Raw genomic sequence first — 16625 nt, forward strand, 5'->3', positions numbered from 1 at the left:
GAATTTTGCATTATCCAACATTTCAAATACGCGAATTGGGATTCTAATAAACATGGCTGATCACAAGCACGGCGAGATGGACATCACCGTTCAAACAAAAACCTTTGACGGTTTCATCAAATTCACCACGTGGTGCGTGGTAGCAATTGTACTCCTTTGCCTGTTCCTGGCGGTCTTTGCGGCCTAAACGGTACACGAGGCGCATCTCTTGTTCAGGATTCTGATTGCCTGCCTGCTGGCAGTGACAGTTGCGGGTTGCGCGGGATCGCAGCGCCCGCAGGCTGATCCCTCGGAAATCGTGGCCCGGTCCTATCGTGATCCGGGGCCATCGACACTGACGCTCTATACGATGATCAGCACGCGCACCGGGTCGGGGGCACACACGTCGCTGATGATCAGCGGCAGCGAGCGGGTCATATTTGACCCTGCCGGATCGTTCCGGGCGGATGTGGTGCCGATCAAGAATGATGTCCTTTATGGCATCACGCCAAATGTCGAACGCGCTTATCGTAGCAGTCATGCGCGCGAGACGCATTATGCCCGTATTCAGACGATCGAAGTGACGCCACAGCAGGCCGAGATCGCGCTGCAATTGGCCAAGCAGATGGGCCCGGTTTCGCAGGCTTTTTGTGCAAATTCGACCTCGCAATTGCTGCAACAGGTCCCGGGGTTCGAGCAAATCAAAACAACATTCTACCCGGTGAAGCTATCCGATCAGTTTGGTCAGATTCCAGGCGTTGTCACCACGGACTATCGTGAGAATGACTCGGCTGATCTTCAGCAGGGGCTGGCGGAAAACAATGCGCGCCTCAATCAGCTTGAAGCGGTCTCAACCAACTAGGTACAGCAGACCGTAAAGCGTGGCGGCCCCTGAAAAGATGGCCGCTATGACGTTTTTCGTTACAATTCCCACCGTCAACGCAACTGCCGCAGCCGCCATGCGCGGCATATCCGGTTGTCCTTCGGTGGCCGTGGGCCAGACTACCAAAGGTGCGATCAGGGCAGGCAGAATCGCCACTGCTGTGTACCTCAGGTGCCGCAGAAGCCAGGGCGGCATCGGGCGGTCGCCAACCAGCCCGATAAAGGTAAAGCGCAGAAGGTAGCTGCCTATCGCCAGACCTACGATGATGATCCACATGGTTGTCGGGTCGATCTGCGTCATGACTTTTTCCGCTCTAACATCAATTCAGCCCGTGCACCTGCCATCATCCCGGCTATCCCTGCGATCAACAGTCCAAGATTGAACGGCACTGCCACGCAGAGCAGGGCGACAACAATCGCCACCAGCGCGGCTACAACATGCGCCATGGTGCGCATCATCGGTCCGATCATGGACAAGAACGTGATCGGCAGCGCAAAATCCAGAGCCCAGCTTTCCGGAATCTGCGCCCCCAGAACAGCACCCAGATAAGTGGCGAGTATCCAAAGCGGCGTGATCGGCGTGACCGAGCCGACAAAGTACGCCATGCGCTGAGGCACGGACATATCCGGTTCTTTCTCGAATCGGACAATCGAACAGGCGTAAGACTGATCAACAATAAGATAGGCTCCAAGGGCCCGTTGCCACAGCGGAGCCGCCCCCAGATAAGGGGTCAGTGAAGCCGAATACATGGCCACCCGCAGGTTCACAGCCAGGGCCGAGATCAGAACGATAACCGTTGGTGTATTGTCCTGGAGCAATTGCAATGCGGTGAACTGAGCGGCGCCGGCAAACACCGTGGCGGAAAAGGCCATCGTCTGGATGATATCCAGCCCTGCTTCTGTGGCAAAAACACCAAACAGAAGGCCAAAGGGCATGGCGACGAAGATAAACGGCGTCCCGTCGCGAAAACCTTTCCAGAAGTACGACTTGGATGTGGCAGAGGCCATGGCTAAATCCTATGGTGACGCGAGCAGCAGTAGCCGTCTTGGGAAGGGGTTGCAATTGGCCACGGAGATCGACCTGTCAGACTACCTCATTGCGCCCGATCCGGGGGCTGCCCGCCTGACGCGCGGTGTCGAGGGTGTGGACCAGAATGGTGAGATAAGTCAGATCTCAGTGGTCGAGGAACGCCCGCTGACCATTTTCCTCAACTCACAGGAAATCGTGACGGCAATGACCATCGGCGACTATCCTGAATACCTTGCGCTCGGGTTTCTGCGTAATCAGGGGATGCTGCTTGCAGATGATGAAATTACTCGGGTCGACTATGACGACGATCTGGAAACCGTGGTCGTGCGTACAGCGCGTGAGACCTCATACGAGGACAAGCTGAAGAAGAAGACCCGCACCAGCGGTTGCGCAGTAGGCACTGTGTTCGGAGACATGATGGAGGGGCTAGAGGACGTGCGCCTGCCACAGGTCTCGGTGCGCACCTCGTGGCTGTATGAGTTGGCGTCGAAGATCAACCGCACCCCGTCTCTGTACCTCGAGGCGGGTGCCATCCATGGCACGGTGCTTTGTCATGAAAGCCACCCGTTGGTTTATATGGAAGACGTGGGCCGCCATAACGCGGTCGACAAGATCGCAGGCTGGATGCTCTCCGAGGGTGCGACTGCGTCTGACAAGATCCTCTATACGACCGGTCGTTTGACCTCGGAAATGGTGATCAAAACGGCGATGATGGGCATCCCTGTTCTCGCTTCGCGATCGGGATTCACCGCCTGGGGTGTCGAGATCGCGCGCGAGGTCGGTTTGACTCTGATCGGCCGGATGCGCGGGCAGCGGTTCGTGTGTTTGTCGGGCGAAGACCGATTGGTGCGCGATGTTGATCCGTCGAGCGTGGCGATTGAGGACAAAAAACATCGCAGGAAAAGTGCCGATGGCTGAACAGTCGCAAAAACCGCTGGGGGTTATTCTGGCAGGCGGCCTCGCTACGCGGATGGGGGGCGGTGATAAAGGGCTGTTGCAGATCGGCGGGCAGAGCCTGCTGGATCGGGTGATAGACAGGCTGCGCCCTCAGGTCGGCGGGCTGGCTTTGAACGCCAACGGCGATGCCGAACGGTTTGCCCGCTTGAACTTGCCGGTTGTTTCGGACTCGATCGAGGGCTTTGCAGGACCGCTGGCCGGCGTTTTGGCCGGGCTTGATTGGGCCGCTGAACAGGGCGCTCAATCTATCGTGACGGTTGCGGCGGATACTCCGTTTTTTCCGCATGATCTTGTGGCGCAACTGGTGCACGCATCCGAAGGTCAGAAATACCCCCTTGTTCTGGCAACCACCCCGCGCACGGGTGACGAGGCTTTGAAATCCGGTGGCGGCAAGCGGGTCAATCGGCACCCGACCTTTGGGCTCTGGCCGGTGGCATTGCGCGATGATCTGAGGGCGGCGTTGAACGGTGGACTGCGCAAGGTTGTCCTGTGGACCGACCAGCATGATGGGCGAGAGGCGCTGTTTTCGGCCCAGCCGTTTGATCCGTTCTTCAACGTCAACACTCCCGATGATCTGGCCCGCGCTGAAACCTTGTTGGAGCAGGTATGAGGGTCTACGGCGTCACCGGTTGGAAAAACGCGGGCAAAACCGGCCTAGTGGAACGGCTGGTGGCTGAAATCACCGGACGTGGGTATACCGTTTCCACCGTTAAACATGCGCATCATTCCGTCGACGTAGACCATCCGGGTACCGACAGCCAGCGGCATCGCGCGGCGGGTGCGTCCGAAGTGCTGTTGGCATCCGGCCAGCGGATCGCACTGATGCAGGAGTTGCGCGGTGCGCCCGAGCCGAAGCTGGACACCCTGCTGTCGCGTTTGTCTCCGGTCGATCTGGTGTTGATCGAAGGCTTCAAACGCGAGCGTCACCCCAAGATCGAAGCGTTTCGCGCAGAACCCGGAAATCCGCTGATCGCCACGGATGATGACACGGTTCGCGCGGTTGCAAGTGATACGCCTTTGGAATTGGATTGCCCGGTGTTTGATCTGGATGATACGGCGGCCATTGCAGATTTTATCCTGGAAGAGGTCGGATTATGAGCACGCCGGATATCTCACCTCCGCCCTTGCGCAATGATTGTTTCGCCTTGCCTGCAGGGGTGAACTGGACACCCGTTGATGAGGCTCTGGCGCTTTTGCGAGACAGATTGTCGGTTGTAGCTGGGGTTGAAAACGTGCCCGTGATGCGGGCGGCGGGCCGAGTTCTGGCGGTGGACGTGTCGGCCAAACGATCAAACCCGCCTCAGCCCAACACCGCTGTCGATGGGTACGGATTTGCCGGTCCGGTGCCGGACGGACCCTGTGTCATGCCTTTGGTAGAGGGCCGGGCGGCCGCGGGTGTACCCTTTGACGGTGAGGTCCCAGAGGGCCATGCGATACGCATTCTTACCGGAGCTGCACTGCCAAAGGGTGTTAATACGGTCATATTGGAAGAGGATGTGACCTTTGATCAGGGGCACATTGCATTCCGAGGTCCGTTAAAACAGGGCGCGAACACGCGAAAGGCAGGCGAAGACGTGGTTGAAGGCGCGCTGACCTTGCCAGTTGGGCGGCGTTTAACACCAACGGATCTGGCGCTTTTGTCGGCGGTTGGTCTGACTGAGGTTTCTGTCCGCAAGGTTTTGCGGGTCGGAGTGCTATCGACCGGGGATGAGCTGGTCGAGCCGGGTGACAGCGCCGGACTGGGGCAGATTTATGATGCCAATCGTCCGATGCTGCTGTCACTGGCCGAGCGGATTGGATTCAAATCGGTTGATCTTGGGCGCGCCGAGGATGATCGCGCGGCGCTGAAACAGCATTTGGATCGCGCAGCTCAGCAAGTGGATGTAATCCTTACCAGTGGCGGCGCCTCCGCCGGCGATGAAGATCACGTCTCGGCATTGTTGCGAGAGGCCGGGGCGATGCAGGAATGGCGCATCGCACTAAAACCCGGGCGGCCTTTGGCGCTGGGCATGTGGGATCAGACGCCGGTGTTTGGCTTGCCGGGCAATCCGGTGGCAGCACTGGTTTGCACGTTGATCTTTGCCTGCCCAGCACTGAACCTGCTGGCCGGTGCAGGCTGGCAAGAGCCGCAAGGCTTCGACGTGCCCGCCGCGTTCAAAAAGCACAAGAAACCGGGTCGCCGGGAATACCTGCGGGCGCGCATCCGTGAAGGACAGGCCGAGGTATTCCATTCGGAAGGATCTGGCCGGATCAGCGGGCTGAGCTGGGCCGAAGGCTTGGTCGAAATCGAGGACGGTGCCCGCGATATCAAGCCCGGCGATCTGGTGAGGTTCATACCCTACGGGAGTTTTGGGCTTTAATCGAACGTCCCTGCGACACGTCCCACCAGCATGAAGGCACGCGCTGTGCGGGTTTCGCCCAGAGCTGTAAGCTCGGCATCGCTGGCATTAGGTTCGAACTCGACGATCATATGGTCAAAGCGGCGCAGGAAATGGTGTGCGGCATCGCGAAAGATCGGATCCTGTTTCATCCGCGCCGCAGTCAGCGCCAGTGACGAACGGTCCCGAATGCCACCCAAGGCAGCCACCGACCGCCCGCGCGCGCCTTGGGCAAATTGCCGCCAGACTTCGGGTCGGGCCATATCGGGGCGCAGGTCATCCATATAGATGCCTTCCTGGCTGAGAAGGGTCAGAACATCTTGTGAGGCCTGCACAAGTTTCGAGGTCTTGCGATCTTTCAATGCAAGCCGCAGCGCGTTAAATCCCTCGGCATCGCTTTGCGTCTCGGGGAAGTTCAGGGCGCGGATAAAGATGTCGGTGGGCAACGGGGGCGCAATTTCTTCCGCTGAGGTGCCAAGTTCCAACGAAGTCTGATTGGCCATGTCCGGCGCGGGCCTTTGGGTGCGCCCGGGTTCACCGCGATTGGTCGAGAATGTCGCCAGCGCGCTCTCGGTCTTTTTTGCGCTTTCGGCGATTTCATCCAGTTTCTTGCCGACCGTCGGTTCATACGTGCTGGCCGCGCGTTGTTGCTGAACGACATAGCTGTTGCGGATCGCATCGATCGCTGTCTGCAGGCGGGCGCTTTCTTCGCGCATCACGCGGCTGGCGCGCATCGCGAGGGCTGCGACCCAGATCATTGCGACCGGCATGAACACCGCCAGGAAGGTGACGATGAACCCTCCTTGTTGCCCGCCGGGCAGTACCAGAAACACGACCGACACCACCAGCCAGATCAGGCTGAGAACAACTGCTGCAATCTCGATCTCGGTGACCGAACGGTGCGCCGGACGGTCGTAGATACCCAGCGAGGTTGGTTTCTCGGGTTCTTGCTCAGGTTCAGACCCTGACATGACAAACGCTCCGGTCAGGCGTATTCGATACTCAGAACTTCATAAGAGCGCACGCCTCCGGGGGTGCGGACCTCGACACTGTCGCCTTCTTCTTTGCCAATCAGGGCGCGGGCGATGGGGGATTTGATGTTCAGAAGGCCCGCTTCGATATTGGCCTCATACTCACCTACGATCTGCCAGGTCTTTTCTTCGTCGGTATCTTCATCCACCAACGTGACCTTCGCGCCGAACTTGATGGCCCCTGACAGTTTGGCCGGATCAATGACATCTGCCAGCGACAGGATGCCTTCAAGCTCTTTGATGCGGCCTTCGATAAAGCCCTGCTTTTCGCGCGCCGAGTGGTATTCGGCGTTTTCTTTCAGGTCGCCCAGTTCGCGGGCTGAGGCAATCGCCTCGATGATCGCCGGGCGCTCGACGGATTTCAGATTCTTCAGCTCTGCCTCGAGCGCGGCATTGCCCGAAGGCGTCATGGGGATCTTTTCCATTGTCTTGTCGTCCACGCAGAAATTGTTACGCCCCGCCGCACAATAGCGTCGGGGCGAAGGATGGGTTGGCAATTACCTGACCCAAATGAGGCGTGAATTGCAAGAGGGGAGGTGTGCGTTGTCAGTAAACTCGCAACTTAGCGCCGCCGTTCCGGGGGGCGGGTGCGTCTGTGGCGCTTTCCCAACAATTCTCCACTTCGCCAACGGCTGGCTTCGTGCCCAAGCCACAGCATCTCAATCATACTGAACCACTTCGAATTCGATGCCATTGTCATCTTCGAAATAGAACCGCTTGCCTGGCTCATAGTCTGCGTGGTTGTGCGGTTCAAATCCCGCTTTGCGGACCTTTTCCTCGGTGGCGTCGATATCCTCGACCAGCACACCTACATGGTTCAAGCCGCCCACGAAATCATAGCTGTTTTCGCCTGATGGCTTGGGATCGCCGGGGGCGTAGAGTGCCAGATAGGTATGTGGGCTGCCCACATGCACCGTATAGCCACCGGCAATGGCAGGGCCTTCCCAGCGTGTTTTCCAGTCGAAGACTTTCTGCATCCACGCCGCAGATGCCTTTGGGTCGCGGACCGTGAAATTAGTATGTTCCAGCGTCGCCATCATGGGATTCTCCTTCCAATTTGAGGCTTGTCCCGACTCACTGTAATTTCTAAACCTAACTTTAGGTCAAGAGATTTCTTTGGGAGGATGTAATGGTTGTTTCGGAAGGTCTGGCGATTGGAGCATTGGCCCGGCGCACCGGGTTGGCGGTGTCGGCGATCCGATACTACGAGGCGCAAGGTTTGATATCTCCATGGCGTAACGCGGGTGGGCAGCGGCGTTATCAGCGCGCCGATATCCGACGGCTAAGCTTTGTGATGATCGCGCAGCAATTCGGTCTGACTTTGCCCGAGATCCGCGAGGTATTGTCGGGCTTGCCAGGAAACCGCACACCGACGCCTCAGGATTGGAAGAGTATCAGCGAACGGCTGCGCACGCATCTGGATCAGCGAATCGATACGCTGATGCGACTGCGCGACAATCTGGATGGATGTATTGGTTGCGGCTGCCTCAGCCTGCCGAAATGCAAGCTTTACAACCCCGATGACAGGGCCAAATCCCATGGTAGCGGTCCCAGATACCTCATGGGGGACGCACCCGAAGCCAGAAGTGTCGAATAGCGGCGTTGTTACGCCGTGTTTCGATTGACCAAAGTCTTTATGACCATGTAATCAGCCGTGAAACAATATTGCGCCGACCGCATGAAGAAAGCGCCAATTCGGAAAGTTAGCTAAGGAGCCCGCGATGGCCGAGATTGAACGCGAAGCGATGGAATATGACGTGGTGATCGTGGGTGCTGGCCCTGCGGGACTGTCTGCGGCCATCCGTCTGAAACAGCTGGATGCCGACCTGAACGTCGTGGTTCTGGAGAAGGGTTCAGAAGTGGGTGCGCATATCCTGTCGGGTGCGGTGCTGGACCCTTGTGGTCTGGATGCTCTGATCCCCGATTGGAAGGAAAAGGGTGCCCCGCTGAACGTGCCGGTGCATGAAGACAATTTCTACATGCTGGGCGAGGCTGGCAAGATCCGCATCCCCAATTTCCCGATGCCGCCGCTGATGAACAACCACGGCAACTACATCGTCTCGATGGGCAATGTCTGCCGCTGGATGGCCGAACAGGCCGAAGAGCTGGGCGTCGAAATCTTCCCCGGCATGGCCTGTTCCGAGCTGGTCTACGGTGAGAACGGCGAAGTCAAAGGCGTTGTTGCCGGTGTATTTGGTCTGGAGCCAGACGGATCCTACGGTCCCAACACCGAACCGGGCATGGAACTGCATGGTAAATATGTCTTTCTGTCGGAAGGCGTGCGCGGCTCACTGTCCAAGGAAGTCATCGCCAAATACGACCTGTCTGCCGGTAAAGAGCCGCAGAAATACGGCGTTGGCATGAAAGAGATCTGGGAGATTGATCCAGCCAAGCACAAAGAAGGCTCGGTCACGCACACCATGGGCTGGCCGCTGGGCAGCAACGCGGGTGGCGGGTCGTTCATCTATCACCTTGAAAACAATCAGGTCTATGTCGGCTTTGTGGTTCACCTGAACTACAAAAACCCGCACCTGTACCCCTACATGGAATTCCAGCGCTTCAAGCATCACCCGATGGTGGCTGACCTGCTTAAGGGCGGCAAGCGTGTGGCTTATGGTGCCCGCGCGATCACCGAGGGTGGCTACCAGTCGATGCCGAAACTGGTCGCGCCGGGTGTTGCGCTGTTGGGTTGCTCGGCGGGCATGGTCAACGTGCCGCGCATCAAGGGCAACCACAACGCGATGCTGTCAGGCAAGGCCGCGGCCGAGGCCGCCTTTGATGCCATCAAGGCCGAGCGTTCGGGTGATGAGCTGACCGCTTATGAGACCGACGTTCGCGATGGTGCAATCGGCTCGGATCTGAAGAAGGTGCGCAACGTCAAACCGCTGTGGTCGAAATACGGCCTGACCGCCAGCTTGGTACTGGGCGGTATGGACATGTGGACCAATACGCTGGGCTTCTCGCTGCTGGGCACTCTGGGCCACGGCAAGAACGACGCGGAATCGACCGAAGATGCAAGCAAGCATCAACCCATCGACTACCCGAAACCCGATGGCACACTGTCCTTTGACCGCCTGACGAACGTATCGTTTGCGGCCACCAACCACGAGGAAAGCCAGCCTTGCCATCTGAAACTGACCGACCCGGACATCCCGGTTAAGGTCAACCTGCCCAAATTCGACGAGCCGGCACAGCGTTACTGCCCCGCAGGCGTCTATGAGATGGTCGAGGATGAAGACGGGCCGCGATTCGTGATCAACTTCCAGAACTGTGTTCACTGCAAAACCTGTGACATCAAGGATCCCAGCCAGAACATCACCTGGACTACACCGCAGGGCGGCGACGGGCCGAACTACCCCAATATGTAGGCAAGAACACGGGCGTTGGCAGGGTCGTGAAGGCTCTGCCATTGCCTCTCGCCCAGCAAAGCCCTAGCTTGTCGGTCAGTCAACGACAGCAAGGCAGATTATCAGTGGTTTCCCTGGTTCGACGCGCGGCTCTGGCCGTGATCCTCAGTTCTTCAATCGCGTTTCCTGCGGTATCGGATACCGGATCGGGGTCGTATCTGGCCGGGCGTCAGGCGATTTATGAGAGCGACTATCCCGCTGCCGAGCGTTACTATGCGCAGGCGCTTCGCGCTGATCCCCAAAATCCGAAACTGCTGGAAAACGTGGTCGTCGCCCGGCTCGCTTTGGGTGAGATTGAGCGGGCCCTGACCGTCGCCGAAGTTATCGAGGAAAATGAACTGCCCAGCCAGGCCGCTCGGATGGTGATCGCCGCCAATCTGGTGGCAGATGGCAAGCTGGATGAATTTCTGGCCCGCGATCCTGAAACGCAAGGGGTTGGACCGCTGGTTGATGGCCTGATGATTGCTTGGGCTCATATGGGGCAAGGCGCCATGACCAAAGCGATGGAACAATTTGACGTTGTTACCACGCAGGAAGGTCTGAAAGAATTTGCACTTTATCACAAGGCCATGGCGCTGGCGTCAGTCGGAGACTTTGAGGGGGCCGAGGCGATCCTTGCCGCAGATGATGGCCTGGTTGCCCGTTTTTCACGCCGGGCTGCGCTGGCGCGTGCCGAAGTGCTGTCGCAGCTGGATCGCAACGACGATGCGCTGGAATTTCTGGATAACGTCTTTGCCGCCGGCAGTGATCCGACCATCGAAGGTTACGTCACCCGGCTGTCTGATGGCGAAACGCTGCCCTTTACCCATGTCCGTTCTGCACAGGATGGCATGGCCGAGGTTTTCTTCACCGTTGGCGCTGCGCTGAGTGCCGAGGCCGCGCAGGATTATGTTCTGCTATATGCCCGGGTCGCGGCCTTTCTGCGGCCTGACCATATTGATGCGCTTTTGCTAAGCGCTGAGTTGTTGGATGGGCTGGAACAATATGATCTGGCGGTTGATGTCTATCGGCAGGTGCCTCCGGACAGCAGCGATTATCATGCCGCCGAGCTGGGGCGCGCCGAGGTCCTAAGTCGCTCTGACAGAAAAGAAGCTGCCGCCGAGGTCCTGCAAAACCTTGCCGCCCAAAGCCCTGATTTGCCCGGTGTGCATGTAGCCCTGGCCGACCTGCGGCGCCAGCAAGAGGATTACGCGGCAGCGGTCACCTCTTACGACAAGGCGATTGGCCTGACGGAAGAGGGTGCAGGCGGAAACTGGTTCCTGCATTATGCCCGCGGGATATCGCATGAACGCCTGAAGAACTGGGACGAGGCCGAGGCCGATTTCCGCCGCGCGCTTGAGTTGAACCCGGACCAACCACAGGTGCTGAACTATCTCGGGTATTCGCTGGTCGAGCGGCGCGAGAAATTGGACGAAGCGTTGAATATGATCGAACGCGCCGTCGCAGCGCGCCCTGACAGCGGCTATATCGTTGACAGCTTGGGCTGGGTGTTGTTCCGCCTGGGCCGGTACGACGAAGCAGTTGACCACATGGAGCGCGCCGTTGAGCTGATGCCGGTCGATCCGGTGGTAAATGACCATCTGGGCGATGTTTACTGGGCCGTAGGTCGTGGGCGTGAAGCCGAGTTCCAGTGGAAACGAGCACTGTCTTTCATTGATCCTGAAGATACCGACGGCGAAGCCGATCCTGAACGCATCCGCCGCAAGATCGAAGTCGGATTGGATGCTGTTCTGGCCGAGGAAGGTGCCGAACCCCTGAAGGTCGCCAATGAAGGCTGAGGCATTTGCCCCCGCCAAGATCAACCTGACCCTGCATGTGACCGGCCAACGCGCGGATGGCTATCATCTGCTTGATTCGTTGGTTGCCTTTGCCGATGTTGGGGATCAGTTGAGCCTCATTTCCGGCCCCGAGCTGTCTCTGTCGGTCACGGGTGAGTTTTCGGATGGCGTACCGACCGATGATCGCAATCTGGTCTGGCAGGCCGCCGAGGCCGCAGGCTGGACCGGTCGCATTCATCTGAACAAACAACTGCCGCACGGTGGCGGTGTCGGGGGCGGCTCCTCGGATGCTGCGGCGCTATTGCGCACTGCGACGAAGGGGGGAGAGTGGCCCGATAGCGTGCCGCTGTCGCTTGGCGCGGATGTCCCGGTATGCATACATGCTGCTGCAGCGCGTATGCGCGGGATTGGTGAACAGATTGAGCCGATGGCGTTGCCGCCCCTCCCGGCGCTTTTGGTCAATCCGGGTATTGAAGTTTCCACCGGCCCGGTGTTTTCCGCTTTGCACAGCAGAGACAACGCACCGATGCCTGCTGAGATCCCTGCATTCAAAACACCGGAAGACTGCGCCACGTGGTTGCAGGTTCAGCGGAATGATTTAGAGGCACCTGCAATATCTGTAGCGCTGGGCATTGCGGAGGTCATAGCGGCGTTGGAAGACACCCGAGACGCGTTGATGGTTCGTATGTCGGGTTCAGGCTCAACCTGTTTCGCACTTTATCCAACGCTCAAAGCAGCCCATTTTGCCGCCTATGAGATCGGCGCGGCCCAACCCGGCTGGTGGTACCGCGCAACGACGCTCAGTTAAGGCGCGATACGACGTAGTCTGCCAGATCGCCTAACAGGGTGCGGATTTCGTGATCCGGAAGAGGCGCCAGCGCAGCCTTGGCCTTGGCCGCCCAACCAAACGCATCCGCGCGGGTTGCATCCAGCGTGCTGTATTTGGCCATCAGCGACAAAGCGTGATCCAGATCACCCTCTTCCTGCCGCCCGCGACCGATCGTCCGTTCCCAAAACGCGTGTTCCTCGGCAGTTGCCTGAGCCACGGCTTTGATCACTGGCAGGGTCAATTTGCGTTCACGGAAGTCGTCGCCGATGTTTTTGCCTGTGGCCACACTATCGCCTTGATAATCCAGAAGATCATCAGCGATCTGGAACGCGATTCCAAGCGCGTCGCCATAGTCATACAGCGCCTTGACCTGAGCCTCAGTCGCGCCTGCGATCACACCACCCACTTCGGTTGCGGCAGAAAACAGCGCCGCCGTTTTGCCGCGTACAACCTGCAGGTAGACACCTTCATCCGTGCCCAGATCGGTGGCCGCTGTCATCTGCAGCACCTCGCCTTCGGCGATTGTGGCCGATGCATTTGCAAGGATATCCAGAACCCGCAACGAACCGGTTTCGACCATCAACTGAAAGCTGCGGGAAAACAGGTAATCGCCAACCAGAACACTGGATTTATTGTCCCATAGTAGGTTTGCCGTCGGTCGCCCGCGCCGCTGCCCGCTTTCATCGACGACATCGTCATGCAGCAGGGTTGCGGTATGAATGAACTCGACCGTTGCAGCCAGCTTGACGTGATGGTCGCCTGAATAGCCGAACAGCTGCGCCGCCGCCAGGGTCAGCATCGGGCGCAGACGCTTACCGCCCGCCTCGACCAGGTGCGCGGTCACTTCGGGAATGCGCGGGGCATGTTCCGACGCCATACGCGTCCGAATCAGCGTATTTACTGCTGCCATTTCGCCCGCAAGCATCTCTGCCAGACGCTCATGCGGTTTCGAGATCGTGCTGACGTTCATCACTCTCCTGATACAAGGCTCGACATCCCTGTCACCTTGCCCTTACATCCATCCCCATGAAAGAACTATTGCGCAGCACCGATCCGACAATCCTAGCCTTTGCAACGGCTCTCCTTGAGGGCGAGGATATAGACTGCTTTCAGATGGACGTAAATATGAGCATCCTAGAAGGCGGCATCGGAATCTTTCCCCGTCGCCTGATGGTGCGGGCAGATGATCTGACTCGCGCCGAACGGGTCATGCGCGATAACGAGATCCCGCTGGGGCGATGAGCAGCTTTTCCGACAGTGATCTGACCTGCAATGATTTTCTGGGCGGGCGTGTGCGTCTGTGGCAGCCGCGCTCAGGATATCGTGCAGGGGTCGATCCGGTCTTACTGGCGGCATCGGTCCCGGCACAAGCTGGCCAGTCGGTGCTGGAATTGGGCTGCGGGGCAGGGGCTGCTATTCAGTGCCTAATGGCGCGAGTGCCGCACCTGAAGGCAACTGGGGTTGAACTGCAGGCTGGCTATGCAGATCTGGCCCGCCGCAATTCGGAACAAAACGCAGCGATCACCGTGGTTGAGGCGGATTTGAACGCACTACCGAATGATCTGCGACAAGAACAGTTCGATCATGTGATCGCCAATCCGCCCTACTACCGGGCAGGCGCGCACAGCCCTGCCACCGACGCGGGTCGGCAGATCGCACTAGGTGAAGACACGCCGCTTAAGGACTGGATCAGTGTCGCCGCTCGACGTCTGGCGCCGCGCGGTTATCTTCACATGATCCAGAGGGCAGACCGGCTGCCCGATATGCTTGCGGGGTGCGCGGGCCGCTTGGGCTCGATTCAGGTGCTACCTCTGGCCCCTCGTGCGGATCGCGCGTCCGAGCTGGTGATTTTGCGTGCCAGAAAGGGCGGGCGCGCCGCATTTCGGCTACACGCACCGCTGATTCTGCACCTCGGTGACCGGCACGTAGAAGACGGCGAAAGCTATACCCCAAAGGTTTCGGCGGTGTTGCGCGATCGGGCGGATTTGACCGGGCACTTTGCCTGATCGGCAATGACCAGCCGAATTTGTCGGATTTATTATAGATTTCGTGCGTCTGCAGCGTGACAGGCTGGAAATGATGTGATCAACTTCCTACGTGACACTTACAAACCAGAGAAGGAGGACCGCCATGAGCGTGAGCGCACATCTGACGGAGTTGAAGAAAAAACACGAAATTCTCGGTCTTGAAGTGGAAGAAGCGCAACGCTCACCTGGTATTGACGATCTCCATATCGCACAGCTGAAGAAGCAAAAGCTGAAGCTAAAAGAAGAGATCGAGCGCCTGTCGACCTAAGGTTCTAGGCCTTCAGGCTGGCGCGGGCCGCGATGGCAGCGCCACCGGTGACAAACAAGGCCGCGATCGCCAGACCCCAGGACGGGGCGGCGATCCCGGCCAGAACCAACACAAGCGTCGATAACAAAGGTGCCGCGTATGAGGCGGTGCCCAGGACTTGAATGTCTCCGCGCTTGACCCCGATATCCCAGACATAGAATGCCAGCCCCACAGGCCCGAGGCCGAGCGCAAGGGTCGAGGCCCAGCCGAATGCGCCTTGCGGCCAGATCGTTTCTTCCACCGCGAAATGCAGGCCCCATGAGGCGATGGCCGTCAGGACGCAGAACACCGCGACCGAGCTTGTGGGCACATCGCCCAGCCGACGCGACAGTACTGAATAGCTGGACCATGTCAGCGCGCAGAGCAAAGCCAGCCCGTAACCGGGCAAGTGTTGAATCTGGAAGCCAGCGCTGCCTCCACCGGTGATGATGACGGCGGCTCCGGCAAAGCCAAGGCAGGCTCCGATAAGGTGGCCCGGTTTCAGATGCTCTCCGGGCAGCAGGCCTGACAGAAGAACGATCAGTAAGGGCCAGAGATAGGCGATCAGCCCGGCCTCGGCCGCGGGGGCCATGCGTAAGGCGGAAAAATACAGCGCGTGGTAGCCAAAAAGACCAATCGCGCCAAACAAATATGTCGTCCACGCGACTTGGCGCAGTTGCCCCAGCCCACCGCTCGACATGGTCCAGATCAGGCCCAACGTGCCGCCGATGGTAAAACAGATCGCGTTCAACAACAAAGGCGGCGTCGGGGCCGAGCCCACAGTGAACAGCGCCAGAAGAGACCACAGCAAAACCGCGACAAAGCCGACTGCGGTCGCGCCCATTCTGCTCATTCACCAGCTACCTTCTCAACAGGGATGATTTCAAACTCATCCGATATATGCGCAGTCTTTTCAATCTCGGATATGAACCAGTCGCGGAACGCTGCGATCTGCGGTCGCTTCTCTGCCCCTTGCAGGCAGAGGAAACGAAATCGCCCGGCGGTCTCCAGTGCCACTTTGAACGGCGCGACCAGTCGCCCTTCGGTCAGGTCTTTCAGGATCATGGCGCGCCGCCCCAGAACCACGCCCACCCCGGCCACGGCAGCGTCGATGGCGTGATCGGCGTTCGAAAAATGCGCCCCATGGGTCGGAGTGAAATCCAATCCAACCGCACGGAACCACGCGGGCCAGTCGCAACGCGGCTTGAGGAAACTGATCGAATCGTCATGGATCAGAGGGGCCTCGCGCAACGACGCAGGCGTGGGGAATTGCTCGGCTAGTTCCGGGGTCATCACCGGTGTCAGCCATTCCTTGCGGACGGGAACGGAATAGAGCCCCTCATCCGGCCCATAGCCGAAGCGGATCGCCACGTCGACGTCATCGCGTTCAAGGTCCATGTTGCGCAGAGTGGCCGAGAATTTCAGGTCAATCCCCGGATTTGCACGGGCGAACTCATAAAGGCGCGGCGCCAGCCATTTCGCTGTCAGGGCAGGGCCTGCTGTAACCGTCAGGCTGGTTTCATCCTGCAGCCTCCGCGTCGCTTGCCACGCGGCTTGCAGGGCGGCAAAGCCATCCGCGGTTCCGGGGGCTAATGTACGCCCGGCTTCGGTCAGTTTGACGGCGCGATTGAGACGGCGAAACAAGGGGTGGCCCAGATGCTCCTCTAACGACTTGATTTGAAAGGACAGGGCGGCAGGGGTCACATTCAATTCCTCCGCCGCCTTGGCAAACGACATATGTCGTGCGGCGGCATCGAAGGCGCGCAATGCAGTCAGCGGAGGCAGGCGGTCAGTCATCACAGTTAAGTTTTTCTGAACTGAATGGGCGAAAACTCTCGTTTGTGCGATTTAAAATCAAAGGCCATGCTGATGGCAAGACAAATCCAACTTGATTGAGAAGGGTTCAGCATGATCGAGATGACAACAAACCCAGCCATTCAGAATGCCATTCACCGTGCGCATGAAGAGCGCGGCAAGGCGGTTGTCGGGTTCTGGTCCTGGCTATTCGGTTCCCGCTGATCACAGCGCGCGTGATCTTACG

Annotated in this window: 21 protein-coding genes; 13 read left to right on the plus strand and 8 right to left on the minus strand. The window is 58.7% G+C overall.

Translation table 11 applies throughout. The features are described 5' to 3' along the window. Window positions 1-52: 52 nt before the first annotated feature. Window positions 53-187, plus strand: a complete 135-nt coding sequence (locus I5192_RS00695; protein ID WP_170395707.1) for an aa3-type cytochrome c oxidase subunit IV — start codon at window positions 53-55, stop codon at window positions 185-187. 21 nt (window positions 188-208) lie between these two features. After that, a complete protein-coding gene (locus I5192_RS00700) occupies window positions 209-841 on the plus strand; it encodes a hypothetical protein (RefSeq protein WP_170395709.1) in 633 nt (210 codons plus the stop codon). Here I5192_RS00700 and I5192_RS00705 read toward each other — a convergent pair. Then, complete coding sequence (locus I5192_RS00705; RefSeq protein ID WP_170395711.1) at window positions 830-1162, minus strand: AzlD domain-containing protein; 333 nt, start codon at window positions 1160-1162, stop codon at window positions 830-832. The two genes, I5192_RS00700 and I5192_RS00705, sit on opposite strands and share 12 nt — an antisense overlap. Beyond that, entirely contained in the window at window positions 1159-1869 is a 711-nt protein-coding gene (locus I5192_RS00710) for an AzlC family ABC transporter permease (protein ID WP_170408370.1), read from the minus strand. The genes I5192_RS00705 and I5192_RS00710 overlap by 4 nt, the downstream gene beginning before the upstream one ends. Here I5192_RS00710 and I5192_RS00715 point away from each other — a divergent pair. From I5192_RS00715 to glp, 4 genes are read left to right on the plus strand one after another with little or no spacing between them, the layout of a single operon-like run. Then, window positions 1868-2809: a formate dehydrogenase accessory sulfurtransferase FdhD gene (locus I5192_RS00715; RefSeq protein ID WP_255612005.1), complete on the plus strand. Its 942-nt coding sequence runs from the start codon at window positions 1868-1870 to the stop codon at window positions 2807-2809. The genes I5192_RS00710 and I5192_RS00715 overlap by 2 nt on opposite strands. Further along, entirely contained in the window at window positions 2802-3458 is a 657-nt protein-coding gene (gene mobA / locus I5192_RS00720; RefSeq protein ID WP_223117525.1) for a molybdenum cofactor guanylyltransferase MobA, read from the plus strand. Before I5192_RS00715 ends, mobA begins: the two co-directional genes overlap by 8 nt. After that, window positions 3455-3946, plus strand: a complete 492-nt coding sequence (gene mobB, locus I5192_RS00725; protein WP_223117526.1) for a molybdopterin-guanine dinucleotide biosynthesis protein B — start codon at window positions 3455-3457, stop codon at window positions 3944-3946. The genes mobA and mobB overlap by 4 nt, the downstream gene beginning before the upstream one ends. Continuing rightward, window positions 3943-5208 (plus strand): gephyrin-like molybdotransferase Glp, encoded by a 1266-nt coding sequence (gene glp, locus I5192_RS00730; protein WP_170408366.1) that lies wholly within the window; start codon window positions 3943-3945, stop codon window positions 5206-5208. The genes mobB and glp overlap by 4 nt, the downstream gene beginning before the upstream one ends. Here the strand turns inward: glp and I5192_RS00735 are convergent. From I5192_RS00735 to I5192_RS00745, 3 genes are all read right to left on the minus strand, one after another. Next, window positions 5205-6197, minus strand: coding sequence for a hypothetical protein (locus I5192_RS00735; RefSeq protein ID WP_170513856.1), 993 nt, complete (start codon window positions 6195-6197; stop codon window positions 5205-5207). The two genes, glp and I5192_RS00735, sit on opposite strands and share 4 nt — an antisense overlap. 14 nt (window positions 6198-6211) lie before the next feature. After that, entirely contained in the window at window positions 6212-6682 is a 471-nt protein-coding gene (gene greA / locus I5192_RS00740) for a transcription elongation factor GreA (protein ID WP_170395722.1), read from the minus strand. Window positions 6683-6916: 234 nt separating this feature from the next. After that, a complete protein-coding gene (locus tag I5192_RS00745; RefSeq protein ID WP_170408363.1) occupies window positions 6917-7297 on the minus strand; it encodes a VOC family protein in 381 nt (126 codons plus the stop codon). An 89-nt stretch (window positions 7298-7386) separates the two neighbouring features. Here I5192_RS00745 and soxR point away from each other — a divergent pair, with 89 nt between their 5' ends. From soxR to I5192_RS00765, 4 genes are all read left to right on the plus strand, one after another. After that, window positions 7387-7854, plus strand: a complete 468-nt coding sequence (soxR, locus tag I5192_RS00750) for a redox-sensitive transcriptional activator SoxR (protein WP_170647134.1) — start codon at window positions 7387-7389, stop codon at window positions 7852-7854. 124 nt (window positions 7855-7978) lie between these two features. Beyond that, window positions 7979-9625: an electron transfer flavoprotein-ubiquinone oxidoreductase gene (locus I5192_RS00755; protein WP_223117527.1), complete on the plus strand. Its 1647-nt coding sequence runs from the start codon at window positions 7979-7981 to the stop codon at window positions 9623-9625. A 104-nt stretch (window positions 9626-9729) separates the two neighbouring features. Beyond that, window positions 9730-11442, plus strand: a complete 1713-nt coding sequence (locus I5192_RS00760) for a tetratricopeptide repeat protein (protein WP_170395730.1) — start codon at window positions 9730-9732, stop codon at window positions 11440-11442. Beyond that, the gene (locus I5192_RS00765; protein ID WP_223117528.1) at window positions 11432-12250 is read left to right on the plus strand and encodes a 4-(cytidine 5'-diphospho)-2-C-methyl-D-erythritol kinase; all 819 of its coding nucleotides are present in this window, start codon (window positions 11432-11434) and stop codon (window positions 12248-12250) included. Before I5192_RS00760 ends, I5192_RS00765 begins: the two co-directional genes overlap by 11 nt. Here I5192_RS00765 and I5192_RS00770 read toward each other — a convergent pair. Next, the gene (locus I5192_RS00770; RefSeq protein ID WP_223117529.1) at window positions 12243-13241 is read right to left on the minus strand and encodes a polyprenyl synthetase family protein; all 999 of its coding nucleotides are present in this window, start codon (window positions 13239-13241) and stop codon (window positions 12243-12245) included. The two genes, I5192_RS00765 and I5192_RS00770, sit on opposite strands and share 8 nt — an antisense overlap. 56 nt (window positions 13242-13297) lie before the next feature. Here I5192_RS00770 and I5192_RS00775 point away from each other — a divergent pair, with 56 nt between their 5' ends. From I5192_RS00775 to I5192_RS00785, 3 genes are all read left to right on the plus strand, one after another. Next, entirely contained in the window at window positions 13298-13513 is a 216-nt protein-coding gene (locus I5192_RS00775) for a DUF2007 domain-containing protein (RefSeq protein WP_008755664.1), read from the plus strand. Next, window positions 13510-14277 carry a tRNA1(Val) (adenine(37)-N6)-methyltransferase gene (locus I5192_RS00780; protein WP_223117530.1) on the plus strand — a complete coding sequence of 256 codons (768 nt, stop codon included), beginning with the start codon at window positions 13510-13512 and terminating at the stop codon, window positions 14275-14277. Before I5192_RS00775 ends, I5192_RS00780 begins: the two co-directional genes overlap by 4 nt. 124 nt (window positions 14278-14401) lie before the next feature. Continuing rightward, window positions 14402-14566 carry a YdcH family protein gene (locus I5192_RS00785; RefSeq protein ID WP_170395738.1) on the plus strand — a complete coding sequence of 55 codons (165 nt, stop codon included), beginning with the start codon at window positions 14402-14404 and terminating at the stop codon, window positions 14564-14566. Window positions 14567-14570: 4 nt separating this feature from the next. Here I5192_RS00785 and I5192_RS00790 read toward each other — a convergent pair whose 3' ends face one another. Both I5192_RS00790 and I5192_RS00795 read right to left on the minus strand, forming a co-directional pair. After that, on the minus strand, window positions 14571-15437 hold the full coding sequence (locus tag I5192_RS00790; protein ID WP_223117531.1) for a DMT family transporter: 867 nt from the start codon (window positions 15435-15437) through the stop codon (window positions 14571-14573). After that, window positions 15434-16381 (minus strand): transcriptional regulator GcvA, encoded by a 948-nt coding sequence (locus I5192_RS00795; protein WP_223117532.1) that lies wholly within the window; start codon window positions 16379-16381, stop codon window positions 15434-15436. The genes I5192_RS00790 and I5192_RS00795 overlap by 4 nt, the downstream gene beginning before the upstream one ends. Between the last annotated feature and the right edge of the window lie 244 nt (window positions 16382-16625).

It is taken from the genome of Ruegeria sp. SCSIO 43209 (genome assembly GCF_019904295.1).
Lineage (GTDB): Bacteria > Pseudomonadota > Alphaproteobacteria > Rhodobacterales > Rhodobacteraceae > Ruegeria.